The sequence below is a fragment of the Pseudomonas sp. R3-41 genome, assembly GCF_054161485.1.
The window spans coordinates 6,264,926-6,290,372 of record NZ_CP096421.1 but is presented as its reverse complement, the minus strand read 5'-3'; the positions used below and the strand labels follow the sequence as shown (position 1 = coordinate 6,290,372).

Here is a 25,447-nt window from a genome sequence, read left to right as displayed (position 1 = left end):
GATGATGGGGTTTGGTATGCGCTTTCGCGCGGTGGTTGCTGTCGTAGGACTGTTGCTTACGGCACTGGCCGTCGATGCTGTGGCCGAGACAAAGGTCAACAGCGTTCGCCTCTGGCGGGCGCCGGACAACACACGGCTGGTGTTCGACCTGACGGGGCCGGTGCAGCACAGCGTATTCACCCTGACCGCCCCGGATCGCCTGGTGATCGACATCAACGGTGCCTCCCTGGGCGCGCCATTGAACGTCGCTACCGCCAATACGCCGATTACCGCGATGCGCTCGGCCCAGCGTACGCCCACCGACCTGCGGGTGGTCATCGACCTGAAAAAAGCCGTGACCCCGAAAAGCTTCACACTGGCCCCCAACGCCCAGTACGGCAACCGGCTGGTGGTGGACCTGTTCGACAACCCGGCCGATGCCGACCCACCGCCACCGCCGCCGACCAAGGTTGCCACGGTGCCCGCGGTGCCGGTGACCCCGACCGAGCCTGCGCTCAAGCTGCCACCGGCCCCGGCCGGCAAGCGCGATATCATCGTGGTGATCGATGCCGGTCATGGCGGCGAGGACCCGGGGGCCTCGGGCTCGCGCGGGCAACGTGAAAAAGACGTGGTGCTGGCCATCGCCCGTGAATTGCAGCGCCAGGTCAACGGCATGAAAGGCTTCCGCGCCGAACTGACCCGCACCGGCGACTATTTCATTCCTTTGCGCGGTCGTACCGAGATCGCCCGCAAGAAGGGCGCCGACCTGTTCGTCTCCATTCACGCCGACGCCGCGCCTTCGAAAGCCGCGTTCGGGGCCTCGGTGTTTGCCCTGTCCGACCGTGGCGCCACGTCCGAGACCGCCCGTTGGCTGGCCGACAGCGAAAACCGTTCCGACCTGATCGGCGGTGCAGGCAACGTCAGCCTCGACGACAAGGACCGCATGCTTGCCGGTGTCTTGCTCGATTTGTCGATGACCGCCTCGTTGACCTCCAGCTTGAACGTCGGCCAGAAAGTCCTGAGCAACATCGGTCGTGTCACGCCGCTGCACAAGCAGCGCGTCGAACAGGCCGGGTTCATGGTGCTCAAGTCGCCCGACATCCCGTCGATCCTGGTGGAGACCGGCTTCATCTCCAATTCAAACGAGGCGTCCAAGCTGTCGTCCTCCAGCCACCAGCAGGCCTTGGCCCGATCCATCAGCAGCGGCGTGCGACAGTTCTTCCAGCAGAACCCACCGCCGGGCACCTACATCGCCTGGCTGCGGGATTCCGGCAAGATCGCCCAAGGGCCACGGGACCACCGCGTCAACCCTGGCGAAACCCTGGCGATGATTGCCGTGCGCTACCAGGTGTCGCCCGCCACCTTGCGCAGCGCCAACAATCTCAAGAGCGATGAGCTCAAGATTGGCCAGACCTTGACCATTCCGGGCAACGAAGTGGCGGTCAAGCAATGAGTGACGAAGTGATCGGCAGCACCGCCCGCATCGAACTGCTCAGCCCTCGGCTGGCGAACCAGATCGCCGCCGGGGAAGTGGTCGAGCGTCCGGCATCGGTCATCAAGGAGTTGCTGGAAAACAGCCTCGACTCCGGAGCCAAGCGCATCGATGTGGATGTCGAGCAAGGTGGCGTCAAGCTGTTGCGGGTGCGCGACGACGGTGGTGGTATTTCCTCCGACGACCTGCCGCTGGCCCTGGCGCGTCACGCCACCAGCAAGATCCGCGACCTGGAAGACCTTGAGCGGGTCATGAGCCTGGGTTTCCGGGGTGAAGCGCTGGCGTCCATCAGTTCGGTGTCGCGCCTGACCCTCACCTCACGCACCCGCGACGCCGAGCAGGCCTGGCAGGTCGAGACCGAAGGCCGCGACATGGCCTCTCGCGTCCAGCCCGCGGCCCATCCGGTGGGCACCTCGGTGGAAGTGCGCGATTTATTCTTCAACACCCCGGCGCGGCGCAAATTTCTCAAGGCCGAGAAGACTGAATTCGATCACCTGCAAGAAGTCATCAAGCGCCTGGCCCTGGCGCGTTTTGACGTGGCGTTCCATTTGCGCCACAACGGCAAGACTATCCTCAGCCTGCACGAGGCCCGCGACGATGCAGCCCGCGCCCGGCGCGTGGGCGCGGTGTGCGGAGCGGGTTTCCTGGAGCAGGCCTTGCCCATCGAGGTGGAGCGCAATGGCCTGCACCTGTGGGGTTGGGTCGGTTTGCCAACGTTCTCCCGCAGCCAGGCGGACCTGCAGTATTTCTACGTGAACGGCCGGGCGGTGCGCGACAAACTGGTGGCTCACGCGGTGCGCCAGGCCTATCGCGACGTGCTGTTCAATGGCCGGCATCCGACCTTCGTGCTGTTTTTTGAAGTCGATCCGGCGGTGGTGGACGTCAACGTGCACCCGACCAAGCATGAGGTGCGTTTCCGTGATGGGCGCATGGTCCACGATTTCCTCTACGGCACCTTGCACCGCGCCTTGGGCGATGTACGTCCGGAAGATCAACTGGCGGCGCCAGCGGCAGTGGCGGGCATGGTCCGGCCAACGGGGCTGGAGGCGGGCGAATTCGGGCCCCAGGGCGAAATGCGCCTGGCGGCCAACGCATTGCTGGAGCAACCCCAGCCTCAGCCGAGCTACAACACGGCCGGCAGCGGCGCTGGCAGCGGCTATCAGTATCAATACACCCCGCGTCCACAATCCACTGTGCCCGCAGCCGAGGCCCAGGCGGCCTATCGCCAGTTCTTCAAGCCCTTGCCGGAAGCCGGCGCGGCGGCGATGCCCGATGGCCAGGGCGATATCCCGCCGCTGGGCTACGCCCTGGCGCAACTCAAGGGCATCTATATCCTCTCGGAAAATGCCCAGGGCCTGGTCCTGGTGGACATGCACGCCGCCCATGAGCGGATCATGTACGAGCGCTTGAAAATTGCCATGGCCAGCGAAGGCCTGAGCGGCCAGCCGCTGTTGGTGCCCGAATCCCTGGCCGTCAGCCAGCGCGAAGCCGATTGCGCCGAAGAACATGTGGCCTGGTTCCAGCGCCTGGGCTTCGAATTGCAGCGCCTGGGCCCGGAAACCCTGGCGATCCGCCAGATCCCGGCGTTGCTGAAGCAGGCCGAGGCCAATCGCCTGGTCAGTGACGTGCTGGCGGACTTGATGGAATATGGCACCAGCGACCGGATCCAGGCGCACCTGAACGAACTGCTCGGCACCATGGCCTGCCACGGCGCGATCCGCGCCAACCGGCGCCTGGCCCTGCCGGAAATGAACGGTCTGCTGCGGGACATGGAAAACACCGAACGCAGTGGTCAATGCAACCATGGCCGGCCGACCTGGACCCAATTGGGCCTGGACGACCTGGACAAACTGTTCCTGCGCGGTCGTTGATGAACCCGTTGCCACCCGCGATTTTCCTGATGGGCCCGACCGCCGCCGGCAAGACCGACTTGGCCATCGAGTTGACCAAGGTCCTGCCCTGCGAATTGATCAGCGTCGATTCGGCCTTGGTCTACCGGGGCATGGACATCGGCACCGCCAAGCCGTCGAAAGCGTTGCTGGCCGAATTCCCCCACCGCCTGATCGACATCCTCGACCCGGCCGAGTCCTATTCGGCGGCCGATTTCCGCCGTGACGCGCTCCAGGCCATGGCCGAAATCACCGCGCGGGGCAAGATCCCCCTGCTGGTGGGCGGCACGATGCTGTATTACAAGGCCTTGGTCGAGGGGCTGGCGGACATGCCGGCGGCCGATCCCGAAGTGCGCGCGCAGATCGAAGAGGAGGCCGCGCGCCTCGGCTGGCAAGCCTTGCACGAGCAATTGGCGGTCATCGACCCGGAATCGGCAGCGCGTATTCACCCCAATGACCCGCAGCGACTGAGTCGAGCCCTGGAGGTTTATCGGGTCAGTGGCCAGAGCATGACTGCCCTGCGCCAGCGACAAACTGCGCAAAGTACTGAAGCAGCCGCTTCGGGACTGCAACAATTGCCCTATACTGTCGCGAATCTGGCCATCGCTCCGGCGAACCGGCAAGTGCTGCATCGGCGAATTGAACAAAGATTCACATTAATGTTGGAACAGGGGTTCATAGACGAGGTCGTAGCCCTGCGTGAGCGAAGTGACCTGCATGCCGGGTTGCCGTCTATACGTGCGGTAGGTTATCGACAAGTCTGGGATTACCTGGACGGCAAGCTGACGTCAGCCGAGATGCAGGAGCGTGGGATCATTGCCACGCGCCAATTGGCGAAACGCCAGTTCACCTGGCTGCGCAGCTGGACTGACCTGCATTGGCTCGACAGTCTCGATTGCGACAATCTGCCACGCGCCTTGAAATACCTCGGGACCATCTCCATATTGAGCTGAGTCCTTGCAATTGCCGTCTATCCTTGGGGGTGTGACGGCCCAAGCCATCTGATTCCGATTTTTATTATTGATCCTTAAAGGAGTGCGGCACATGTCAAAAGGGCATTCGCTACAAGACCCTTACTTGAACACTTTACGTAAAGAGAAAGTTGGGGTGTCCATCTATCTGGTCAACGGGATCAAACTGCAAGGCACGATCGAGTCTTTCGACCAGTTCGTCATCCTTCTGAAAAACACCGTCAGCCAGATGGTCTACAAGCACGCGATCTCGACAGTGGTGCCCGTTCGTCCAATTCGTCTGCCTAGCGCAACCGAATCCGAAGGCGGTGACGCTGAACCGGGTAACGCCTGATAGGAGCCTCCTTTGTTCTTTGAGCGCCACGGTGGTGGTGAACGAGCCATTCTCGTTCACTTGGATGGACAGGACCCTGAGGCGCGCGAAGATCCGCAGGAGTTTCAGGAATTGGCACTTTCGGCCGGCGCCGAGACCGTCGCGTTTTTCAACGTGCCGCGTCATCGGCCAACCGCCAAGTTCCTGATCGGCAGTGGCAAGGTCGAGGAGTTGCGCGACCTGGTCAAGGCCGAGCAGGTCGATCTGGTGATTTTCAATCACATCCTCACGCCCAGTCAGGAACGTAACCTCGAACGTGTCTTCGAGTGTCGCGTGATCGACCGCACGGGGTTGATCCTCGATATCTTCGCCCAGCGCGCCCGCACCCATGAGGGCAAGCTCCAGGTCGAACTGGCCCAGCTTGAGCACATGAGTACGCGGCTGGTTCGCGGCTGGACTCACCTTGAGCGGCAGAAAGGCGGTATCGGCCTGCGCGGCCCGGGTGAAACCCAGCTGGAAACCGACCGACGCCTGTTGCGGGTTCGCCTGCGCCAGATCAAGGGGCGGCTGGAAAAGGTCCGCAGCCAGCGCGAGCAGTCGCGCCGCGGTCGCAAGCGCGCGGATATCCCGACGGTTTCACTGGTGGGTTATACCAACGCCGGCAAATCGACCCTGTTCAACAATGTCACCCAATCCGACGTCTACGCCGCCGACCAGTTGTTCGCCACGCTCGACCCGACCCTGCGACGGCTCGACCTGGACGACCTCGGGCCGATCGTGCTGGCCGACACCGTGGGCTTCATCCGTCACCTGCCGCATAAGCTGGTCGAGGCTTTCCGGGCTACGCTCGAAGAGTCGAGCAACTCCGACCTGCTGTTGCACGTGATCGATGCCGCCGAGCCGGATCGGATGCTGCAGATCGAGCAGGTGATGGTGGTGCTGGGCGAGATCGGAGCCCAGGACTTGCCGATCCTCGAGGTATACAACAAACTCGATTTGCTCGAAGGCGTGGAGCCGCAGATCCAGCGCGATGCCGATGGCAAGCCGCAACGGGTCTGGCTGTCGGCCCGTGACGGCACCGGCCTGGACCTGCTCAAGCAGGCCGTGGCCGAGCTGTTGGGCAATGATCTGTTTGTCGGCACCCTGAAGTTGCCGCAACGTTTCGCCCGGCTTCGTGCGCAGTTTTTCGAGCTGGGGGCCGTGCAAAAAGAAGAACACGACGAAGAAGGTGTCTGCCTGCTGGCTGTTCGCCTGCCTCGGTCGGAGCTCAACCGGCTGGTCAGTCGCGAAGGGCTGCAACCGATGGAATTCATCGAGCAACACACTTTGCAATAAAAGCCTGAGAAAGCGGTGTCAGGCATTCTGTAGCATTGGTCGGCGCGCCGTGGGTGCGTCTTTGCTTTATCAGATGGAGAGCGCTATGGCTTGGAATGAGCCGGGTGGCAACTCGAATAATCAGGATCCTTGGGGTGGCAAGCGTCGTAACAACGGCGACCGCAAGGGGCCGCCGGATCTCGACGAGGCCTTCCGAAAGCTGCAGGAAAGCCTGAACGGTTTGTTCGGTGGTGGTAAAAAACGCGGCGATGAGGGCGGTGGTCGCTCGGGCAAGGGCGGCGGTTTCGGCCTGCTCGGCATCGGCCTCGTCGTGCTGGCGGCTGTCTGGCTGTACAGCGCGGTCTATGTCGTGGACGAACAGGAGCAAGCCGTGGTGCTGCGCTTCGGCAAGTACTACGAGACGGTTGGCCCGGGCCTGAACATCTATTTCCCGCCGATCGACCAGAAGTACATGGAGAACGTCACGCGTGAGCGGGCGTACACCAAGCAGGGCCAGATGCTCACGGAAGACGAGAACATCGTCGAAGTGCCGCTGACCGTGCAATACAAGATCACCAACCTGCAGGACTTCGTGCTGAACGTCGACCAGCCGGAGATCAGCTTGCAGCACGCGACCGAAAGTGCCTTGCGCCATGTGGTGGGTTCCACCGCCATGGACCAGGTGCTGACCGAAGGTCGCGAGCTGATGGCGAGCGAAATCAAGGAGCGTCTGCAACGTTTCCTCGATACCTATCGCACCGGTATCACCGTCACCCAGGTCAACGTCCAGAGCGCAGCGGCACCGCGTGAGGTCCAGGAAGCCTTCGATGACGTGATCCGTGCCCGTGAAGACGAGCAGCGTTCGCGCAACCAGGCCGAAACCTATGCCAACGGCGTCGTGCCGGAAGCCCGTGGCCAAGCCCAGCGCATTATCGAGGATGCCAACGGTTACCGCGATGAAGTGGTCTCCCGTGCCAAGGGTGAGGCCGATCGCTTTACCAAGCTGGTGGCCGAATATCGCAAGGCCCCTGAAGTGACCCGCCAGCGTCTGTACCTGGACACCATGCAGGAAGTCTTCAGCAACACCAGCAAGGTCCTCGTGACCGGCAACAAGAACGGCCAGAGCAATCTGCTGTACCTGCCGCTGGACAAGATGGTCGAGAGCGGTCGAAACACCAGTACGCCACCGGCCAGTTCGACGGCGGCCAGCAATGAGGCCAGCACCCGTGCGGCGGCGGACCTGCAACAACAGCAAGCACGTACCAGGGAGAGTCGCTGATGAGCAATAAATCGCTGATCGCCCTTATTGTCGGTGTCGTCGTGGCGATCGCTGCCTGGAACTGCTTCTACATCGTGGCTCAGACCGAGCGCGCGGTGTTGCTGCAATTCGGTCGCGTGGTCCAGGCTGATGTCCAGCCGGGGCTGCATGTGAAGGTGCCGTACGTCAACAAGGTGCGCAAGTTCGACGCTCGCCTGATGACGCTGGATGCGCCGACGCAACGCTTCCTGACACTGGAAAAGAAAGCCGTGATGGTGGACGCCTACGCCAAGTGGCGCGTGAAGGATGCCGAGCGCTTCTACACCGCGACCTCGGGCCTCAAGCAGATCGCCGACGAGCGTCTGTCCCGTCGTCTGGAATCGGGCCTGCGTGACCAGTTCGGTAAGCGCACGCTGCATGAAGTGGTGTCCGGCGAGCGTGATGCGCTCATGGCCGACATCACCCGTTCGCTGAATGCGATGGCGGAAAAAGAGCTGGGTATCGAAGTGGTCGATGTCCGGGTCAAGGCTATCGACCTGCCGAAGGAAGTGAACCGCAGCGTGTTCGAGCGGATGAGCACCGAGCGTGAGCGTGAAGCTCGCGAGCACCGCGCCAAGGGTAACGAGCTGGCCGAAGGCATCCGTGCCGACGCCGATCGCCAACGCCGCGTGCTGCTGGCCGAAGCCTATCGTGAATCGGAAGAGGTCCGTGGTGATGGTGATGCCCAGGCCGCTTCGATCTACGCCAAGGCTTATGGTCAGGATCAGGAGTTCTACGCGTTCTACCGTAGCCTGCGTGCCTACCGTGAAAGCTTCGCGAACAAATCCGACGTCCTGGTCCTGGACCCAAGCAGCGACTTCTTCCACTACCTGGAAAAGTCCAAGCCTTGATGCGGCGTTGACCTGAGACACTCCGCCCGGCGGCTAAAACGTCGGGCGGGGTGATCCTTTGGGAAAACGTGTGTATGATGCGGCAGCCGGGAAATTCCCGGCTTTTTTGCGTCTGCACGTTCGATTGCGGTTTTATAGGTGCAGGCGTCGGGTTGAACGACTCGACAGGTTTTTCGAGGAAAGTGCCGGGCGAGGCCGATGATGGGCCATTCGTCACGTCGCTCTTGCGCGTTTTTTGCCCAAGCTGCGCGCCTGGCGCAGGTATTTTCTGCTTCACTCAAGGCCAGTCCGAAAGCTGGCCGCCCGGACCATAGGGGAATGGCGTAATGGCAACGGTAGACCGCTGGCTGCTGCCAGATGGCATCGAAGAAGTACTGCCACCGGAAGCTGCGCGTATCGAAGTGGCGCGTCGGCAGGTGTTGGATCTGTTCCAGAGCTGGGGTTACGAGTTCGTCGTCACCCCGCATATCGAGTACCTGGAATCCCTGCTCACCGGCGCGGGCCAGGACCTGGACCTGCGCACCTTCAAGGTAATCGACCCGCAGTCGGGTCGGCAGATGGGCTTTCGTGCCGACATCACGCCGCAAGTGGCGCGCATCGACGCCCACACCCTGCGCCGCGAGGGCCCGAGCCGCCTGTGCTACGCCGGCAGTGTGCTGCATGCCCAGCCGCGCGCCTTGTCCTCTTCGCGCAGCCCGATCCAATTGGGCGCCGAGTTGTATGGCGATGCCAGCCCGAGCAGCGACGTGGAAGTCATCAGCCTGATGCTGGCCATGCTGCAACTGGCTGACGTGCCGGATGTCCACATGGACCTGGGGCATGTCGGTATCTATCGCGGCCTGGCCCGTGCGGCCGGTTTGTCCGGCGAAGTTGAACAGCAGCTGTTCGATGCCCTGCAGCGCAAGGCCATCGACGAAGTCATCAGCCTGACCGAGGGCTTGCCGGCCGATCTGTCGGGCATGCTGCGGGCGCTGGTGGACCTGTGCGGCGGACGTGAAGTATTGGTCGCGGCCCGTGAACGCCTGGCCCATGCACCGGCGCCGGTGTTGGCCGCGCTGGACGACTTGCTGGCGATTGCCGAGCGTCTGTCGGTGCGCTTCCCCGAGTTGCCGCTGTATTTCGACCTGGGCGAGTTGCGCGGTTATCACTACCACACCGGTGTCGTGTTCGCGGTGTTCGTACCGGGCGTGGGGCAGTCCATCGCCCAGGGCGGCCGTTATGACGACATCGGCGCTGACTTTGGTCGTGCCCGTCCGGCGACCGGTTTCTCCACCGATTTGAAAACCCTGGTGACCCTGGGGCGTGCTGAAGTCGAGCTACCGTCTGGCGGTATCTGGATGCCTGACAGTACGGATGCGGCACTCTGGCAGGCGGTCTGCCAGTTGCGCAGTGAGGGTCAGCGTGTTGTCCAGGCTTTGCCAGGGCAACCTTTGGCCGCCGCCCGTGAAGCGGACTGCGACCGGCAATTGATTCAGCAGAACGGGCTTTGGCAAGTATTGCCGCTGGCTTCTTGAGTTTTCCCGCCGGCCGAAGCCGGCACCAAGTTTGCGCGAATGAGGACAAGTGTTATGGGTAAGAATGTCGTAGTCCTGGGCACCCAGTGGGGTGATGAGGGCAAAGGCAAGATCGTTGATCTGCTGACCGAACATGCTGCCGCCGTAGTGCGCTACCAGGGTGGCCACAACGCAGGCCACACCTTGGTCATCGACGGTGAGAAAACCGTCCTGCACCTGATTCCGTCGGGCGTGCTGCGCGAAGGCGTCCAGTGCCTGATCGGCAACGGTGTGGTGGTTGCGCCCGACGCCTTGCTGCGGGAAATCATCAAGCTGGAAGAAAAAGGCGTACCGGTGCGCGAGCGCCTGCGTATCAGCCCGTCCTGCCCGCTGATCCTGTCCTACCACGTTGCGCTGGACCAGGCCCGTGAAAAGGCCCGTGGCGAGCTGAAGATCGGCACCACCGGTCGTGGCATCGGCCCGGCCTACGAAGACAAGGTGGCCCGTCGTGGTCTGCGCATCGGTGACCTGTTCCACCGTGAGCGTTTCGCCGCCAAGCTGGGTGAGTTGCTGGACTACCACAACTTCGTCCTGGTCAATTACTACAAAGAGCCGGCCATCGACTTCCAGAAAACCCTGGATGAGTGCATGGAATACGCCGAGCTGCTCAAGCCGATGATGCTCGACGTCACCGCCGAGCTGCACGAGCTGCGTCGCGCCGGCAAGGACATCATGTTCGAAGGTGCCCAGGGTTCGCTGCTGGACATCGACCACGGTACCTACCCGTACGTCACCAGCTCCAACACCACCGCCGGCGGCATCGCCACCGGTTCGGGTTTCGGCCCGATGTACCTGGACTACATCCTGGGTATCACCAAGGCCTACACCACGCGCGTCGGTTCGGGTCCATTCCCGACTGAGCTGTTCGACGACGTCGGTGCTTTCCTGGCCAAGCGTGGCCACGAGTTCGGTGCCACCACCGGCCGTGCCCGTCGTTGCGGCTGGTTCGATGCCGTCATCCTGCGTCGCGCCATCGACGTCAACAGCATCTCGGGCCTGTGCCTGACCAAGCTGGACGTGCTGGACGGCCTGGAAACCATCAACATCTGCGTGGGCTACAAGAACCAGGATGGCGCTGTCATCGACGCACCGACCGATGCCGACAGCTACATCGGCCTGGAGCCGGTGTACGAGCAGATGCCGGGCTGGACCGAATCGACCGTGGGCGCCAAGACCCTGGAAGAGCTGCCGGTGGCCGCGCGCAACTACATCAAGCGCGTCGAAGAGTTGGTCGGTGCGCCGATCGACATTATTTCGACGGGGCCGGACCGCAACGAAACCATCGTTCTGCGTCATCCGTTTGCCTGATAAGTCGTTGATGTAACACACAAAGGGCCCTCATTAGGGCCCTTTGTCGTTTCTGCCTGCCGGGCGGCACGACACTTGCTAAGCAACTCCATTAAGGCACCGCTTTTCCGAGTGCCATCAAATTAATGGCGTTTGGTAGAGGGATTTCACGTGTCGGCCGTTCTCTCACTGTTACAAAGCCGTTTATTGCGGCCTGTGTTCGTTACCCTGGGTATCGCCCTTTTGGTGCAGGTGCTGGTGGCCGTTGCGCTGACCCGAAGCACCGTCACGGCGCTGGAAGCTGACCTTGGCACGCGGCTGGGGGCGGACAGCCAGAAGCTTTCCACCGAGCTGGAGCAGGCCGGGCGCGAAGTCACGTCGAGCCTGGACAGCTTGTCCGCCAATACCCGCCAGCGACTGAACGCCGGGCTGTCCGCTCGCCTGAAGGACGAGCAGGCGCAGTTGCGTGGACATTGGAGAAGGACTTGAGGGATTCCGCCAATGATATGGCGCAACTCCTGGCGTCCGTTGCGCCGCGCGCCATGTGGGATAACGACGTGCCCACCCTCTCTGAATTCGCCCGTCGGGCCCAGCGCAATCCCAACGTGCTGTTCGTCATCTATGACGACGCCAATGGTGAGCACTTGACTCGCTACCTGAACCGGGAAAACCCGATCAACAAGGCGCTGCTGGAGAAGGGCAAAGGCGAGCGGGCGTTGGACAAGGTGCTGGACGCGGCGAAAAACGATCCGTCAGTGTATTACCTGGAAGCCTCGATCAACCCCAACGGCGTAGAGATCGGCAAGGTCTTGATGGGGGTTTCCACGGCTTCCGTTGAAACCGACCTAAAGGCGTTGGACCAGCGCTTCTCGGCCTTGATCGCCAGCAGCGACCAATTGGTCGGCGACAGTCTCAAAGGCGCGGCGGCTGACAGCGCCACCGCCATGCGCGGTCGCTTGGAGTCGGCCCAGGCCACGGCCACGCAGATGCAAACCAATACCGCCTCCACTGTCCAGGAGGCCGCAGGCACTTTGCGCTGGCGCATCGGCCTGGGCTTGGCGCTGGTGGGCTTCGGCGTGCTGGCGCTGCTGGCCGTGGTGCTGGGGCGTCGAGTGGTCAATCGCTTGAAGCTGCTGATCGCCGCCATGAACGACCTGGCGGCGGGCGAGGGTGACCTGACCAAGCGGGTGCAAATCAACAGCAAGGACGAAATCGGCGACATGGCCTCGGCGGTCAATCGCTTTGTGGATAAGTTGCAACCCATCGTGCGCGAGGCGGGCGATGTGGCCCAGCGTACCGGCGTGGAAATCGGCGCGATGACCTTGCGCAACTCCGGCGCCGACGCGGCGGCCGGGATGCAGCGCGATGAAGTGGCCGAGAGCCTGCGTGCGCTGTCGCAAATGGCTGACGAAGCTCAATCGGAAAGTCAGGCAATGCAGGCGGCGCTGCAACAAGTGGTGGAAATCCGCCAGGCCACCGATGAAAACACCCGGACTTCGGCCAAGGTCGGCGGCTTGATCGAGGCGCTGGCCGGCCAGGTGGACACCGGGGCGAAAGTGATCGAGCGCCTGGCGCAGCAGAGCGAACAGATTGAAGTGGTGCTGACGGTGATTCATGGCATTGCCGAGCAGACCAACTTGCTGGCCCTGAACGCGGCCATCGAGGCGGCGCGGGCCGGGGAAACCGGGCGCGGGTTTGCGGTGGTAGCGGACGAGGTGCGGGCGTTGGCGAGCAAGACCCAGAGCTCGACGGGCGATATCCAGGCGCACATCGTGGCCTTGCAGCAAGGCGCTCGCGAGGCGGTGGCCGCCATTGGCCAGGCGGGGCGTCAGGCCAGCGAAGGTTTGTTGGTGTTGCGTGACAGCGCGCGGCTGCAGCAGTCGGTGCAGGCGTCCGTCGAGCAGGTGCATGCGGCCATCGGTCTGGCGACCCAGGCGGCGGCCCATCAAGCCCAGGGCGCGCAAGCGGTGCGTGGGCGGGTGGAGACGATCCATGCCCAGGCTGAAAAAGCGGCCCAGGCCGTGGTCGAGACCACCGCCAGCGGTAAGGTGCTGGACAGCCTGGCGGCGCAGTTGAAGGCGAGCCTGGGGCAGTTCAGGGCTTGATGGGCTGATCAGGCTGGCCCCTTCGCGAGCAAGCCCGCTCCCACAGTTGATGGTGTACTCATGAGTACTCAATCTCCTGTGGGAGCGGGCTTGCTCGCGAAGGCGGCTTTAGTGGCTCGGATACATTCGAGTCGTCAGCCAATAATCTGGCAGCCCCAGAAACGCAAAAACCCGCTTTCGCGGGGTTCTGTGAGTTTCAAGATCATGATCTTGAAGCTTGAATTGGTGCCCAGAAGAAGACTCGAACTTCCACGACCTTGCGGTCACCAGCACCTGAAGCTGGCGTGTCTACCAATTTCACCATCTGGGCAGCATCTTCAGCGTTGCCGCTGTTGATGTCGCGCACTATACGGAGCGCGTTTTGATCTGTAAACCCCTGTTTTTGTTTTAGTAATTGCCAGGCGCAAATCCAAGGGGCAGAAATGCAAAAACCCGCTTTCGCGGGTTTTGTTGAGCTTGCAAGCCATTGACCTGCTGCTCGAAATTGGTGCCCAGAAGAAGACTCGAACTTCCACGACCTTGCGGTCACCAGCACCTGAAGCTGGCGTGTCTACCAATTTCACCATCTGGGCAGTATCGGCAACGTGTGTACGTCGTCGATGGCGCGCACTATACGGAGCGTGTTTTTAACTGTAAACCCCTGCGGAGAAAAAAACCGCTAAATTTCACGAGCGGTGCTTCCCGGGGTACCAAAGGGCTGGCCAAATGACGCTGGAAACGCTATCGAATGCTTGAAATTTCCCGTTTCATTAAGCCTATGCCAAACTAACCCGCATATAGACAAGGTGAAAACTCTCTAATGGCCGATTGGCAGTCCCTCGATCCCGAGGCCGCTCGTGAAGCGGAAAAATATGAAAACCCTATTCCTAGCCGTGAACTGATCCTGGCGCATCTCGCCGATCGGGGTTCGCCTGCTAGCCGCGAGCAGTTGGTCGAAGAGTTCGGTCTGACCACCGAGGACCAACTCGAAGCCCTGCGCCGCCGTCTGCGCGCCATGGAGCGCGACGCTCAACTGATCTACACCCGGCGCGGCACCTATGCGCCGGTGGACAAGCTCGACCTGATCCTCGGTCGCATCGCCGGTCACCGTGACGGCTTCGGCTTCCTGATCCCGGACGATGGCAGCGACGACCTGTTCATGAGCCCGGCGCAAATGCGCCTGGTGTTCGACGGTGACCGGGCCCTGGCTCGTGTGTCCGGCCTGGACCGCCGCGGTCGCCGTGAAGGCGTGATCGTCGAAGTGGTGTCCCGCGCCCATGAAAGTATCGTTGGCCGTTACTTCGAAGAAGGCGGCATCGGTTTCGTTGTGCCGGATAACCCGAAGGTCCAGCAGGAAGTGCTGATTACCCCGGGCCGTAATGGCGCCGCGAAGGTGGGGCAGTTCGTCGAGGTTAAAATCACCCACTGGCCCACTGCGCGCTTCCAGCCCCAGGGCGATATCGTTGAAGTGGTCGGCAACTACATGGCGCCGGGCATGGAGATCGACGTTGCGTTGCGCACCTACGACATTCCTCACGTCTGGCCCGACGCTGTGCTCAAGGAAGCCGCCAAGCTCAAGCCGGAAGTCGAAGAGAAAGATAAAGAAAAACGCATCGACTTGCGCCATCTGCCGTTCGTCACCATCGACGGCGAAGATGCCCGCGACTTCGACGATGCGGTGTACTGCGAAGCCAAGCCCGGCAAGCTGCGCCTGTTCTCCGGCGGCTGGAAGTTGTTCGTCGCGATTGCCGACGTGTCCAGCTACGTGAAGATCGGTTCGGCCCTGGATAACGAAGCCCAGGTGCGCGGCAACTCCGTGTATTTCCCTGAGCGCGTGATCCCGATGCTGCCTGAGCAGCTGTCCAACGGCCTGTGCTCGCTGAACCCGAAAGTCGACCGTTTGGCCATGGTGTGCGAGATGACCATCTCCAAAACCGGCGAAATGACCGACTACCAGTTCTACGAAGCGGTGATCCACTCCCAGGCGCGCCTGACCTACAACAAGGTCAGCACCATCCTGGAAACGCCGAAGACCAGTGAAGCCAAGGCCCTGCGTACCGAATACGCTGGCGTGGTGCCGCACCTCAAGCAACTCTACGCGCTGTACAAGGTGTTGCTGGGTGCCCGTCACGTGCGTGGCGCGATCGATTTCGAGACCCAGGAAACCCGGATTGTCTTCGGTTCCGAGCGCAAGATCGCCGCGATCACCCCGACCACCCGTAACGATGCGCACAAGCTGATCGAAGAGTGCATGCTGGCGGCCAACGTGGCCACTGCCGAATTCCTCAAGAAACACGAGATTCCGGCGTTGTACCGCGTGCACGACGGCCCGCCGCCGGAGCGCCTGGAAAAACTGCGCGCCTTCCTCGGCGAGCTCGGCCTGTCCCTGCACAAAGGCAAGGACGGCCCGACGCCGAAGGACTACCAGGCACTGCTGGCCAGCATCAAGGATCGTCCGGATTACCATGTGATCCAGACCGTGATGCTGCGCTCCCTGAGCCAGGCGGTGTACAGCGCCGACAACCAGGGCCACTTCGGTCTGAATTACGAGGCGTACACCCACTTCACCTCGCCGATCCGTCGTTATCCGGACCTGCTCACGCACCGCGCGATCCGCAGCGTGATCCATTCCAAGCAGAACACCCCGCACGTCAAGCGCGCCGGTGCCATGACCATTCCGAAGGCACGGATCTATCCGTACGACGAGGCGGCCCTGGAACAGTTGGGCGAGCAGTGCTCCATGAGCGAGCGCCGTGCCGACGAAGCGACCCGCGACGTGGTGAACTGGCTCAAGTGCGAGTTCATGAAGGATCGCGTGGGCGAGTCGTTCCCTGGCGTGATCACGGCTGTGACCGGCTTTGGTCTGTTCGTCGAACTGACCGATATCTATGTCGAGGGCCTGGTGCACGTCACCGCCTTGCCGGGTGATTACTACCACTTTGATCCTGTGCATCACCGCTTGGCGGGCGAGCGCACCGGTCGCAGCTTCCGCCTGGGCGACACCGTGGAAGTGCAGGTCATGCGCGTCGACCTCGACGAGCGCAAGATCGACTTCGGAATGTCCGACAAGCCGGCCGAAGCGCCGACTGGCCGTAAAAAGCGCGGCAGCGAGACCGCAGCGCCTGCGAGCAAGGGCAAGGGTGCCCCGGCCAAAACCGCAGCGCCTGAGCCAGCCAAGGCTGGTCGCCGTTCGTCTACCAAGGACAAGGCCCCCGAAGCCTACCGCCCCAGCGACGCAGCGGCGAAAAACGCCGAACTGCGCAAGAGTCGCGAGTTGAAGCAGCAGTTGCTCAACGAAGCCAAGAGCGGTGGTAAAGCGGCGTCTGGGGGAAAGTCCCACGGGGCGGAAAAGTCGTCGAGCAAGCCAAGCAAACACCGTAAAGGCCCGCCAAAAGCGGGTTCGGCCCCCGCGAAAAGCGGCGGGTCGCGCAAACCTAAGGCCAAGTCATGAGTCTGGAAAAAATCTACGGCGTGCACGCCGTAGAAGCCCTGCTGCGTCACCACCCCAAGCGTGTCAAGCAAGTGTGGTTGGCGGAAGGTCGCAGCGAGCCGCGTGTGCAAGCGCTGGTCGAACTGGCTACCCAAAACAAGGTTGCCATCGGTCAGGCCGAGCGTCGTGAAATGGACGCGTGGGTCGAGGGCGTTCACCAGGGCGTGGTCGCGGACGTCAGTCCGAGCCAGGTCTGGGGCGAAGCCATGCTCGACGAGTTGCTCGACCGTACCGAAGGCGCTCCGCTGTTGCTGGTGCTGGACGGCGTGACCGATCCCCACAACCTCGGCGCCTGCCTGCGTTCGGCGGATGCCGCCGGAGCATTGGCGGTCATCGTGCCCAAGGACAAGTCGGCGACGTTGACGCCGGTGGTGCGTAAAGTCGCTTGCGGCGCGGCGGAAGTGATTCCGTTGGTGGCGGTGACCAACCTGGCGCGCACCCTGGAAAAACTCCAGCAGCGCGGCCTGTGGGTCGTCGGTACGGCGGGCGAGGCCGAGGTCAGCATCTATGACCAGGACCTGACGGGCCCGACGATCCTGATCATGGGCGCCGAAGGCAAGGGCATGCGCCGCCTGACCCGCGAGCATTGCGACTATTTGGTCAAGTTGCCGATGGCCGGTAGCGTCAGCAGCCTCAACGTCTCGGTGGCCACCGGCGTGTGCCTGTTCGAGGCGCTGCGCCAGCGTAGCGTCAAGGCTGTCGCCAAAAAGCCTTGATCCAGGCGTAAATCAATTGTGGGAGCGGGCTTGCTCGCGAAAGTGGAGCGTCATTCGGCAAATATGTTGAATGTCGGACCGCTTTCGCGAGCAAGCCCGCTCCCACATTGTTTTGTGTTGAGGTGGAAATCAGCGGTTGTTCAAATAATCGCCAATTGCCTTGCGCCGCCTTCGCCCCTTCTCTACAATTGCGCCCCTTGCTGTGATGGCAGGCACTTATGTGTCTAGCGTCCTCAAGTCCATAAGTGTCATTCACTCCTTGTCTGACCGTTTTTGAGCGGCAGGCTACAACCCGTAAGGAGCATTCATGCGTCATTACGAAATCATCTTTTTGGTCCACCCGGATCAAAGCGAGCAAGTCGGCGGCATGGTTGAGCGTTACACCAAGCTGATCGAAGAAGACGGCGGCAAAATCCACCGTCTGGAAGATTGGGGCCGTCGTCAACTGGCCTACGCAATCAACAATGTTCACAAGGCTCACTACGTGATGCTGAACGTTGAGTGCACTGGCAAGGCCCTGGCCGAGCTGGAAGACAACTTCCGCTACAACGATGCAGTGATCCGTAACCTGGTCATCCGTCGCGAAGAAGCCGTCACTGGCCAATCCGAGATGCTCAAGGCTGAAGAAAACCGCAGTGAGCGCCGTGAGCGTCGCGACCGTCCTGAGCACTCTGACAGCGCCGATGGCGATGACAGCGATAGCGACAGCGACAACAGCGATAACGCTGACGAGTAATCCACGGACCTTTTAAGGAGCCAATCACATGGCACGTTTCTTCCGTCGTCGTAAATTCTGCCGCTTCACCGCTGAAGACGTGAAAGAGATCGATTACAAAGATCTCAACACTCTGAAAGCCTACGTATCCGAGACCGGCAAAATCGTTCCAAGCCGTATCACCGGTACCAAAGCTCGTTATCAGCGTCAGCTGGCCACCGCTATCAAGCGCGCCCGCTTCCTGGCCCTGCTGGCCTACACCGACAGCCACGGCCGCTGAGACCGGGCAGTCGACGAGTAGTAAGGGATTGAATGCATGCGCGCCTTAGCTGAGTTCATCATGCGCGGTCGTATGCAGGCCACTCTGGTAGTGGCTGGATGCGCGGCATTGCCGTTGTTGTATTGGTTGGGTGCTGCCGCCGGGAGTCTTGTACTCCTGCGGCGCGGATTGAGGGACGCCTTGGGCGTTCTTGCTCTAGGACTGCTGCCGGCCTTGCTCTGGTGGCTGTATTCCGCGGACCCGCGTGCAGTCATGGTACTGCTGGGGACTTCGGCGCTGGCGTTGGTGTTGCGCGCTAGCGAATCCTGGAACCGCGTGCTGCTGGTCAGCATAGCGATAGGCGTGGTGTTTTCAGTGGTGCTCGGGGTGGCTTTCGCACCCCAGATCGAGATGCTGTCGCAGGCTTTGATAAAAATCCTGCCCGAGGCGCTCGGTGATCTCTACCAGCAGATGTCGGTAGAAGAGCAGGCGCGTTTCGCGTCCCTGATCGCCCCCGTCCTGACCGGACTGATTGCGGCCTTGTTGCAAATCGTCAGTGTGCTGAGCCTGGTTATCGGGCGCTACTGGCAGGCGTTGTTGTACAACCCGGGTGGTTTTGGTCGCGAGTTTCGCGCCATCCGTTTCCCGCTTGGGCTGGCGATGTTGCTGTTGGCGGGCATGCTTCTGGGGCCGAACTTCGGTCCGCAGATGGCGATGCTCACGCCGTTGTGCAGTGTACCGCTGGTCTTTGCCGCCCTGGCCCTGATTCACGGGCTGGTGGCGCAAAAGCGACTGGCCAGGTTCTGGCTGGTGGGGTTGTACGTCACGTTGTTGCTGTTCATGCAGCTGATCTATCCGTTGCTGGTGGTCTTGGCCATCGTCGACAGCCTGATTGATTTTCGCGGTCGTATGGCGCCGAAAGACGCCGACAACGCGAACGGTGAAGGTTAAAAGTTAGAGGATTTTCACATGCAACTGATCCTTCTGGAAAAAATCGCCAACCTGGGCAACCTGGGCGATAAAGTAAACGTTAAGGCCGGCTACGGTCGTAACTACCTGCTGCCTTTCGGCAAAGCCACCGCTGCGACCGCTGCCAACCTGGCTGCGTTCGAAGAGCGTCGCGCTGAGCTGGAAAAAGCCGCCGCAGACCGTAAAGCATCGGCTGAAAGCCGTGCTGCCCAACTGGCCGAGCTGGAAGTGACCATCACTGCCACCGCTGGCGACGAAGGCAAGCTGTTCGGTTCGATCGGTACTCACGACATCGCTGACGCACTGACCGCCTCCGGCGTTGAAGTTGCGAAAAGCGAAGTTCGTCTGCCGAACGGCACCATCCGCAACGTAGGTGAATTCGACGTAGCCGTGCACCTGCACGCCGAAGTTGAAGCCACCGTACGCGTTGTCGTGGTAGCAGCCTAAGCAACACCTGTCGGCTGGCACCCTTGGGTGCTTGCCGGTAACATCGGGCACGATCCTGTTTACAGGTCGTGCCCTTTGTCTTTCTGCAATTCCTGATTTTCATAACCAGACGTGGCCATGAACGAAATCACCGCCCCCGAGCAATACGATCTGCAAACCGCTGCCCTGAAGGTGCCTCCGCATTCCATCGAGGCCGAACAGGCCGTGCTGGGCGGCCTGATGTTGGATAACAACGCCTGGGAACGTGTGCTCGATCAAGTCTCCGATGGCGATTTCTACCGGCATGACCACCGCCTGATTTTCCGTGCGATCGCCCGTCTGGCCGATCAGAACATGCCGATCGACGTCGTGACCCTGGCCGAGCAATTGGACAAGGAAGGGCAGACGTCCCAGGTCGGCGGCCTGGGTTACCTGGGTGAACTGGCGAAAAACACGCCGTCGGTCGCCAACATCAAGGCTTATGCCCAGATCGTGCGCGAGCGGGCGACCTTGCGCCAGTTGATCGGCATCAGCACCGAGATCGCCGACAGTGCCTTCAACCCGGAAGGCCGCACCGCCGCCGAGATCCTTGACGAAGCCGAGCGGCAGATCTTCCAGATCGCCGAGGCCCGGCCGAAAACCGGTGGCCCGGTGAGTGTCAACGACCTGTTGACCAAGGCCATCGACCGTATCGACACCTTGTTCAACACCGACAACGCCATCACCGGCCTGTCCACCGGTTACACCGACCTCGACGAGAAGACCAGCGGCCTGCAACCGTCCGACCTGATCATCGTCGCCGGTCGTCCGTCCATGGGTAAGACCACCTTTGCGATGAACCTGGTGGAAAACGCCGTGCTGCGCAGCGACAAGGCGGTGCTGGTGTACTCCCTCGAGATGCCAGGCGAATCGCTGATCATGCGTATGCTCTCGTCCCTGGGGCGTATCGATCAGACCAAGGTCCGTTCCGGCCAACTGGAAGACGACGACTGGCCACGCCTCACCTCGGCGGTCAACCTGCTCAACGACCGCAAGCTGTTCATCGATGATACGGCGGGCATCAGCCCGTCGGAAATGCGCGCCCGGACCCGGCGCCTGGTGCGTGAGCACGGCGACATTGCGCTGATCATGATCGACTACCTGCAATTGATGCAGATCCCCGGTTCCAGCGGTGACAACCGGACCAACGAGATTTCCGAGATCTCCCGTTCCCTCAAGGCCCTGGCCAAGGAATTCAACTGCCCGGTGGTCGCCCTGTCCCAGTTGAACCGTTCCCTGGAACAGCGCCCCAACAAACGCCCGGTGAACTCCGACTTGCGGGAATCCGGAGCGATCGAGCAGGACGCCGACGTGATCATGTTCGTCTACCGGGACGAGGTGTATCACCCCGAGACCGAACACAAGGGCATCGCCGAAATCATCATCGGCAAGCAGCGGAACGGCCCGATCGGCTTTATCCGCCTGGCGTTCATCGGCAAATACACGCGTTTCGAAAACCTGGCGCCGGGTAGCTACAATTTTGATGACGACGAATAACCTGTGGGAGCGGGCTTGCTCGCGAAGGCGGTGTGCCAGAAACCTCAGTGGCGACTGACACACCGCCTTCGCGAGCAAGCCCGCTCCCACAGGGGAGTGCGCAATTTCCGACCATAGCCGTCGGAATTGGTTATTTTTTGTGCTATATTCCGCGCCCGCGATTTTTCATCCTTTATACCGGTCATCGACATGCAAGCAGCCAAGCCGTTATTTGACTATCCCAAGTACTGGGCCGAATGTTTCGGCCCGGCGCCGTTCCTGCCCATGAGCAGGGAGGAGATGGATCAGCTCGGCTGGGATTCGTGCGACATCATCATCGTGACCGGTGATGCCTACGTCGATCACCCGTCGTTCGGCATGGCGATCATTGGCCGTTTGCTGGAGGCCCAGGGCTTCCGTGTCGGGATCATTGCCCAGCCGAACTGGCAGTCCAAAGACGACTTCATGAAGCTTGGCGAGCCCAACCTGTTTTTCGGCGTCGCGGCCGGCAACATGGACTCGATGATCAACCGCTACACCGCCGACAAGAAAATCCGCTCCGACGACGCTTACACCCCGGGTGGTTTGGCGGGCAAGCGGCCGGACCGTGCGAGCCTGGTCTATAGCCAGCGCTGCAAGGAAGCCTACAAGCATGTACCGATCGTGCTCGGCGGCATCGAAGCGTCCCTGCGCCGCATCGCTCACTACGATTACTGGCAGGACCGGGTGCGCAACTCGATCCTGATCGACGCCTGCGCCGACATCCTGCTCTACGGCAACGCCGAGCGGGCGATTGTCGAAGTCGCCCAGCGCCTGTCCTATGGCCACAAGATCGAAGACATCACCGATGTGCGCGGCACTGCGTTTATCCGTCGTGACACGCCGCAAGGCTGGTACGAAGTCGATTCCACGCGCATTGACCGTCCGGGCAAGATCGACAAGATCATCAACCCGTACGTGAATACCCAGGACACCGCAGCCTGCGCCATCGAGCAAGAGAAGGGTCCGGTTGAAGACCCGAGCGAAGCCAAGGTCGTGCAGATCCTGGCGAGCCCGAAAATGACCCGCGACAAGACCGTGATTCGCCTGCCATCGGTGGAAAAGGTTCGTGGCGATGCGGTGCTCTACGCCCACGCCAACCGCGTGCTGCACCTGGAAACCAACCCGGGCAACGCCCGTGCGCTGGTGCAGAAGCACGGCGAAGTCGACGTCTGGTTCAACCCGCCGCCCATTCCGATGACCACTGAAGAAATGGACTACGTGTTTGGCATGCCTTACGCACGTGTTCCCCATCCGGCGTACGGCAAGGAGAAGATCCCTGCCTACGAGATGATCCGTTTCTCGGTGAACATCATGCGCGGCTGCTTTGGTGGCTGCACCTTCTGCTCGATCACCGAGCACGAAGGCCGGATCATCCAGAACCGTTCCGAAGAGTCGATCATTCGCGAGATCGAAGAGATCCGCGACAAGGTTCCAGGTTTCACTGGGGTGATTTCCGACCTCGGCGGGCCGACCGCGAACATGTACCGCATTGCCTGCAAGAGCCCGGAAATCGAATCCGCGTGCCGCAAGCCGTCGTGCGTGTTCCCTGGCATCTGCCCGAACTTGAACACCGACCATTCTTCGCTGATCCAGCTGTACCGCAGCGCCCGGGCATTGCCTGGGGTAAAGAAGATCCTGATTGCCTCTGGCTTGCGTTACGACCTGGCAGTCGAATCGCCGGAATACGTCAAGGAGCTGGTGACCCACCACGTCGGCGGCTACCTGAAGATCGCCCCGGAACACACCGAGGAAGGTCCGCTCAACCAGATGATGAAGCCGGGCATCGGCAGCTATGACAAGTTCAAGCGGATGTTCGAGAAGTACACCAAGGAAGCCGGGAAAGAGCAGTACCTGATTCCGTACTTCATCGCCGCCCACCCGGGCACCACCGACGAAGACATGATGAACCTGGCGCTGTGGCTCAAGGGCAACGGTTTCCGGGCCGATCAGGTGCAGGCGTTCTATCCGTCGCCGATGGCCACCGCCACCGCCATGTACCATTCGGGCAAGAACCCGCTGCGCAAGGTCACCTACAAGAGCGACGGGGTGACCATCGTCAAGAGCGAGGAGCAGCGCCGCCTGCACAAGGCTTTCCTGCGGTATCACGACCCGAAAGGCTGGCCGATGCTGCGCGAAGCGTTGACCCGCATGGGGCGCGCCGACCTGATCGGGCCGGGCAAGAACCAGTTGATTCCGTTGCACCAGCCGGCCACCGACAGCTACCAGAGCGCCCGTCGCAAGAACTCGACGCCAGCCGGCAGCCACAAGGTGGGCAAGGAAACCACCAAGATCCTGACCCAGCACACCGGCCTGCCGCCGCGAGCCAGCGACGGTGGCAACCCATGGGACAAGCGCGAGCAGGCCAAGGCCGCGGCATTCGCCCGCAACCAGCAGGCCGCCAAGGAACGCAAGGATGCCGCCAAGGGCAAAGGACCGAAACCAGCGCGCAAGCCCGTCGTGCCGCGCTGATCGCCTTGCAGCCCCGCAAAAAACGCCAGCCTTGAGTGCTGGCGTTTTGCTTTCTAGCGGCGGTGCTGGCCGTTTGTTATCGTGGCGCCCGCATAGCCTTTGTGGCGAGGGAGCTTGCTCCCGCTGGGCTGCGAAGCGGCCCCAAACAATCCCATACAAGGTTTCCAGATAGACCGTGCCGCCCGGTTTACGACGGCTTCGCCGCCGAGCGGGAGCAAGCTCCCTCGCCACAGTATTGTGTGTGGATAAAGACTTACTTCTTCCGATTCTCAAGGACGATTCATATGAGCACTCCGTTACCCGGCATCGGCATGGACAGCAGCATCTCCCAAATGATGGCCCGCCGCCGCATTGAAAGCCAAATCAACCTACCACGCCTGTTTGCCTCCATTGATGCCGATCCGAGTATCGTCGGTGCAGGCGTGGTGTATATCGACGCCGAGTTCAATGTAGTGACCCTGCGTGAGTTCAAGCCGATCTGCAGCATCAAGCCCAAGCGGATCATTTTGCGCGAGGCACAGAAATACATCGCGCCGGCTCAGTTTGCTCAGCAGGTCCAGGACAATCCACGGGAATCGCGATTGGTCGGCGAAGCGATCAATACGTCCTTGTCGTGCGCGGGGGCCGTTATCGGTTGGGTCGTGGTACTCAGCGGTTCTGTAGCTATCCCATTTTCAGCAGGGGCAAGCACCGCGATTGCTGTGTTGGGTTATACCGCCGCCGCGGCCAGCACTGCGCAATGTTTTGCGAGCGGTTATCGCATGCGCAATGAAATCAGTAACCCGGCACTAAACGATCAGCTCGACAGTGAGGCGTGGTACCAGAACACCATGATTGTGTTGGATGCCGCGGCGTTGGTTGGGGTCGGGGCATCGTCGCTGACGACTCTCAAACTGGTCAGATTGAATAAAGCTGCCACGGGCAAAAGTGTGAGGGAGGTGCTCCGGGGCCTGAATCGACAGGAGCGAGCCAAGCTGACCAAAGAGTTGCTGAGTATCCAGGACCCTCGCCTGACCTCCAAACTGCTCAAACTCAAGCAGTTGTCTGGCGAGCTACCCAAGCGCTTTACGCCCACTCAAATCAGGCATGCCACCGTCACACAGATTCGGGATGCCTTGGGAGCTGCCATCGGCTTCACTGGAAGCGCGATTTCCGGGAATGTCCGGACCATTGCAGTGGGGTTGTACGAGGAGATCGAAGAATGAATGGACAGCCCAGTGTTCGGGTTTTTCTCATCCAATATTTTCCGGTCTTCATGGGGGCGATATTTGCGTCGGTCTTCGCTCTGGTTTTTGCTGTTCCCCTTTTTTTTGAAAGTTATTTTCAAGATCTTTCATTGGCGGATAACGTGAAGTGGTCTTTTTTTGGGGGCGTCGCGCTTACGCTTGTCATCGTGCATTGCAACTTCATGATTGCTCGTGGGCGCCCCGTTTGGATGTGGCCGATGGTTGGGGTCTTGGGGCTGTGTTTTTTTGGCGTCCTGCCCACGATCGCTTATCGGCCTGATAGGTTGATTTACAGTTTGAGCCTGCTGTTCCCGTTGCTTGCGTTGCTGCTGCTCAACAGCAGACGCCACCGGGAGATGCGCGGCAAACTGGTAGAAGTCCGCCGTCAGCGCGAACTCATCATCCAGGCCGCCAAGGCCCCACGCCCGCGCCGTTGAGTCAATTCGCACGGCCAGCGCCGCATTTATGTGCATTGCGTTGCAGATGAATTCGGGCATCGCGCGTTTTTAGTGCTCTACTGCCTTGAGTAGACAAAGAAAGTGTCCGGCCTGCCTGCATGGCATAAGTCTTGCGCCGCTTTCGTTACCGCT

At 61.3% G+C, this 25,447-nt stretch carries 21 protein-coding genes, 2 tRNA genes and 1 pseudogene; 22 read left to right on the top strand and 2 right to left on the bottom strand.

Going from position 1 to position 25,447, the window contains the following annotated elements; genetic code table 11:
• Nucleotide 1 precedes the first annotated feature (1 nt).
• The 12 genes and pseudogenes from M1D99_RS27175 to M1D99_RS27120 all read left to right on the top strand — a co-directional run bounded on the left by M1D99_RS27175 (nucleotide 2) and on the right by M1D99_RS27120 (nucleotide 13,051).
• The gene (locus M1D99_RS27175) at nucleotides 2–1,432 is read left to right on the top strand and encodes an N-acetylmuramoyl-L-alanine amidase (RefSeq protein ID WP_186707988.1); all 1,431 of its coding nucleotides are present in this window, start codon (nucleotides 2–4) and stop codon (nucleotides 1,430–1,432) included.
• Nucleotides 1,429–3,342: a DNA mismatch repair endonuclease MutL gene (gene mutL / locus M1D99_RS27170; RefSeq protein ID WP_458131062.1), complete on the top strand. Its 1,914-nt coding sequence runs from the start codon at nucleotides 1,429–1,431 to the stop codon at nucleotides 3,340–3,342. The genes M1D99_RS27175 and mutL overlap by 4 nt, the downstream gene beginning before the upstream one ends.
• Nucleotides 3,342–4,313 (top strand): tRNA (adenosine(37)-N6)-dimethylallyltransferase MiaA, encoded by a 972-nt coding sequence (gene miaA / locus M1D99_RS27165; RefSeq protein WP_434572740.1) that lies wholly within the window; start codon nucleotides 3,342–3,344, stop codon nucleotides 4,311–4,313. Before mutL ends, miaA begins: the two co-directional genes overlap by 1 nt.
• Nucleotides 4,314–4,404: 91 nt before the next feature.
• Nucleotides 4,405–4,665 (top strand): RNA chaperone Hfq, encoded by a 261-nt coding sequence (hfq, locus tag M1D99_RS27160; protein ID WP_003186419.1) that lies wholly within the window; start codon nucleotides 4,405–4,407, stop codon nucleotides 4,663–4,665.
• A 12-nt stretch (nucleotides 4,666–4,677) separates the two neighbouring features.
• Nucleotides 4,678–5,979, top strand: coding sequence for a ribosome rescue GTPase HflX (gene hflX / locus M1D99_RS27155; RefSeq protein ID WP_053117904.1), 1,302 nt, complete (start codon nucleotides 4,678–4,680; stop codon nucleotides 5,977–5,979).
• An 85-nt stretch (nucleotides 5,980–6,064) separates the two neighbouring features.
• Complete coding sequence (gene hflK / locus M1D99_RS27150) at nucleotides 6,065–7,237, top strand: FtsH protease activity modulator HflK (RefSeq protein ID WP_186707980.1); 1,173 nt, start codon at nucleotides 6,065–6,067, stop codon at nucleotides 7,235–7,237.
• Entirely contained in the window at nucleotides 7,237–8,106 is an 870-nt protein-coding gene (hflC, locus tag M1D99_RS27145; protein ID WP_053117908.1) for a protease modulator HflC, read from the top strand. Before hflK ends, hflC begins: the two co-directional genes overlap by 1 nt.
• Before the next feature lie 326 nt (nucleotides 8,107–8,432).
• Entirely contained in the window at nucleotides 8,433–9,620 is a 1,188-nt protein-coding gene (locus M1D99_RS27140; RefSeq protein WP_186707978.1) for an ATP phosphoribosyltransferase regulatory subunit, read from the top strand.
• Nucleotides 9,621–9,674: 54 nt separating this feature from the next.
• Complete coding sequence (locus M1D99_RS27135) at nucleotides 9,675–10,967, top strand: adenylosuccinate synthase (RefSeq protein ID WP_003186407.1); 1,293 nt, start codon at nucleotides 9,675–9,677, stop codon at nucleotides 10,965–10,967.
• 150 nt (nucleotides 10,968–11,117) lie between these two features.
• Complete coding sequence (locus M1D99_RS27130) at nucleotides 11,118–11,435, top strand: hypothetical protein (protein ID WP_458131061.1); 318 nt, start codon at nucleotides 11,118–11,120, stop codon at nucleotides 11,433–11,435.
• 17 nt (nucleotides 11,436–11,452) lie between these two features.
• A pseudogene (locus M1D99_RS27125) lies at nucleotides 11,453–12,145 on the top strand (methyl-accepting chemotaxis protein); the annotation flags it as partial.
• Between the two features lie 21 nt (nucleotides 12,146–12,166).
• Nucleotides 12,167–13,051: a methyl-accepting chemotaxis protein gene (locus M1D99_RS27120; protein ID WP_434576627.1), complete on the top strand. Its 885-nt coding sequence runs from the start codon at nucleotides 12,167–12,169 to the stop codon at nucleotides 13,049–13,051.
• Nucleotides 13,052–13,274: 223 nt separating this feature from the next.
• On the opposite strand, the gene M1D99_RS27115 is transcribed toward M1D99_RS27120, so the two are convergent.
• Nucleotides 13,275–13,361 (bottom strand) — tRNA-Leu (locus M1D99_RS27115).
• Between the two features lie 175 nt (nucleotides 13,362–13,536).
• Nucleotides 13,537–13,623 (bottom strand) — tRNA-Leu (locus M1D99_RS27110).
• A gap of 227 nt (nucleotides 13,624–13,850) precedes the next feature.
• Between M1D99_RS27110 and rnr the strand changes: the two genes are divergently transcribed.
• The 10 genes from rnr to M1D99_RS27060 all read left to right on the top strand — a co-directional run bounded on the left by rnr (nucleotide 13,851) and on the right by M1D99_RS27060 (nucleotide 25,294).
• Nucleotides 13,851–16,481: a ribonuclease R gene (gene rnr, locus M1D99_RS27105; protein ID WP_186707859.1), complete on the top strand. Its 2,631-nt coding sequence runs from the start codon at nucleotides 13,851–13,853 to the stop codon at nucleotides 16,479–16,481.
• The gene (gene rlmB / locus M1D99_RS27100; RefSeq protein WP_060739416.1) at nucleotides 16,478–17,236 is read left to right on the top strand and encodes a 23S rRNA (guanosine(2251)-2'-O)-methyltransferase RlmB; all 759 of its coding nucleotides are present in this window, start codon (nucleotides 16,478–16,480) and stop codon (nucleotides 17,234–17,236) included. The genes rnr and rlmB overlap by 4 nt, the downstream gene beginning before the upstream one ends.
• 307 nt (nucleotides 17,237–17,543) lie before the next feature.
• Nucleotides 17,544–17,972: a 30S ribosomal protein S6 gene (rpsF, locus tag M1D99_RS27095; RefSeq protein WP_003186395.1), complete on the top strand. Its 429-nt coding sequence runs from the start codon at nucleotides 17,544–17,546 to the stop codon at nucleotides 17,970–17,972.
• 28 nt (nucleotides 17,973–18,000) lie between these two features.
• Nucleotides 18,001–18,231 carry a 30S ribosomal protein S18 gene (rpsR, locus tag M1D99_RS27090; RefSeq protein WP_002551829.1) on the top strand — a complete coding sequence of 77 codons (231 nt, stop codon included), beginning with the start codon at nucleotides 18,001–18,003 and terminating at the stop codon, nucleotides 18,229–18,231.
• 36 nt (nucleotides 18,232–18,267) lie between these two features.
• On the top strand, nucleotides 18,268–19,161 hold the full coding sequence (locus M1D99_RS27085; protein WP_024618455.1) for a YybS family protein: 894 nt from the start codon (nucleotides 18,268–18,270) through the stop codon (nucleotides 19,159–19,161).
• Between the two features lie 18 nt (nucleotides 19,162–19,179).
• On the top strand, nucleotides 19,180–19,626 hold the full coding sequence (gene rplI, locus M1D99_RS27080) for a 50S ribosomal protein L9 (protein ID WP_003186385.1): 447 nt from the start codon (nucleotides 19,180–19,182) through the stop codon (nucleotides 19,624–19,626).
• Nucleotides 19,627–19,743: 117 nt separating this feature from the next.
• Nucleotides 19,744–21,141, top strand: a complete 1,398-nt coding sequence (gene dnaB / locus M1D99_RS27075; RefSeq protein WP_027911801.1) for a replicative DNA helicase — start codon at nucleotides 19,744–19,746, stop codon at nucleotides 21,139–21,141.
• A 189-nt stretch (nucleotides 21,142–21,330) separates the two neighbouring features.
• The gene (locus M1D99_RS27070; protein WP_186707857.1) at nucleotides 21,331–23,631 is read left to right on the top strand and encodes a YgiQ family radical SAM protein; all 2,301 of its coding nucleotides are present in this window, start codon (nucleotides 21,331–21,333) and stop codon (nucleotides 23,629–23,631) included.
• A gap of 284 nt (nucleotides 23,632–23,915) precedes the next feature.
• Nucleotides 23,916–24,836 carry an NAD synthetase gene (locus tag M1D99_RS27065; protein ID WP_434572734.1) on the top strand — a complete coding sequence of 307 codons (921 nt, stop codon included), beginning with the start codon at nucleotides 23,916–23,918 and terminating at the stop codon, nucleotides 24,834–24,836.
• Complete coding sequence (locus M1D99_RS27060; protein WP_434572732.1) at nucleotides 24,833–25,294, top strand: hypothetical protein; 462 nt, start codon at nucleotides 24,833–24,835, stop codon at nucleotides 25,292–25,294. Before M1D99_RS27065 ends, M1D99_RS27060 begins: the two co-directional genes overlap by 4 nt.
• Nucleotides 25,295–25,447 lie beyond the last annotated feature (153 nt).

Coding starts and splice junctions, on each gene's coding strand:
- hflK (WP_186707980.1), top strand. CDS start 6,065: ATGGCTTGGAATGAGCCGGGTGGCAACTCGAATAATCAGGATCCTTGG.
- hfq (WP_003186419.1), top strand. CDS start 4,405: ATGTCAAAAGGGCATTCGCTACAAGACCCTTACTTGAACACTTTACGT.
- miaA (WP_434572740.1), top strand. CDS start 3,342: ATGAACCCGTTGCCACCCGCGATTTTCCTGATGGGCCCGACCGCCGCC.
- M1D99_RS27135 (WP_003186407.1), top strand. CDS start 9,675: ATGGGTAAGAATGTCGTAGTCCTGGGCACCCAGTGGGGTGATGAGGGC.
- hflC (WP_053117908.1), top strand. CDS start 7,237: ATGAGCAATAAATCGCTGATCGCCCTTATTGTCGGTGTCGTCGTGGCG.
- M1D99_RS27085 (WP_024618455.1), top strand. CDS start 18,268: ATGCGCGCCTTAGCTGAGTTCATCATGCGCGGTCGTATGCAGGCCACT.
- M1D99_RS27120 (WP_434576627.1), top strand. CDS start 12,167: ATGGCCTCGGCGGTCAATCGCTTTGTGGATAAGTTGCAACCCATCGTG.
- M1D99_RS27175 (WP_186707988.1), top strand. CDS start 2: ATGATGGGGTTTGGTATGCGCTTTCGCGCGGTGGTTGCTGTCGTAGGA.
- M1D99_RS27140 (WP_186707978.1), top strand. CDS start 8,433: ATGGCAACGGTAGACCGCTGGCTGCTGCCAGATGGCATCGAAGAAGTA.
- M1D99_RS27070 (WP_186707857.1), top strand. CDS start 21,331: ATGCAAGCAGCCAAGCCGTTATTTGACTATCCCAAGTACTGGGCCGAA.
- M1D99_RS27065 (WP_434572734.1), top strand. CDS start 23,916: ATGAGCACTCCGTTACCCGGCATCGGCATGGACAGCAGCATCTCCCAA.
- rlmB (WP_060739416.1), top strand. CDS start 16,478: ATGAGTCTGGAAAAAATCTACGGCGTGCACGCCGTAGAAGCCCTGCTG.
- M1D99_RS27060 (WP_434572732.1), top strand. CDS start 24,833: ATGAATGGACAGCCCAGTGTTCGGGTTTTTCTCATCCAATATTTTCCG.
- rpsF (WP_003186395.1), top strand. CDS start 17,544: ATGCGTCATTACGAAATCATCTTTTTGGTCCACCCGGATCAAAGCGAG.
- rnr (WP_186707859.1), top strand. CDS start 13,851: ATGGCCGATTGGCAGTCCCTCGATCCCGAGGCCGCTCGTGAAGCGGAA.
- rpsR (WP_002551829.1), top strand. CDS start 18,001: ATGGCACGTTTCTTCCGTCGTCGTAAATTCTGCCGCTTCACCGCTGAA.
- dnaB (WP_027911801.1), top strand. CDS start 19,744: ATGAACGAAATCACCGCCCCCGAGCAATACGATCTGCAAACCGCTGCC.
- rplI (WP_003186385.1), top strand. CDS start 19,180: ATGCAACTGATCCTTCTGGAAAAAATCGCCAACCTGGGCAACCTGGGC.
- mutL (WP_458131062.1), top strand. CDS start 1,429: ATGAGTGACGAAGTGATCGGCAGCACCGCCCGCATCGAACTGCTCAGC.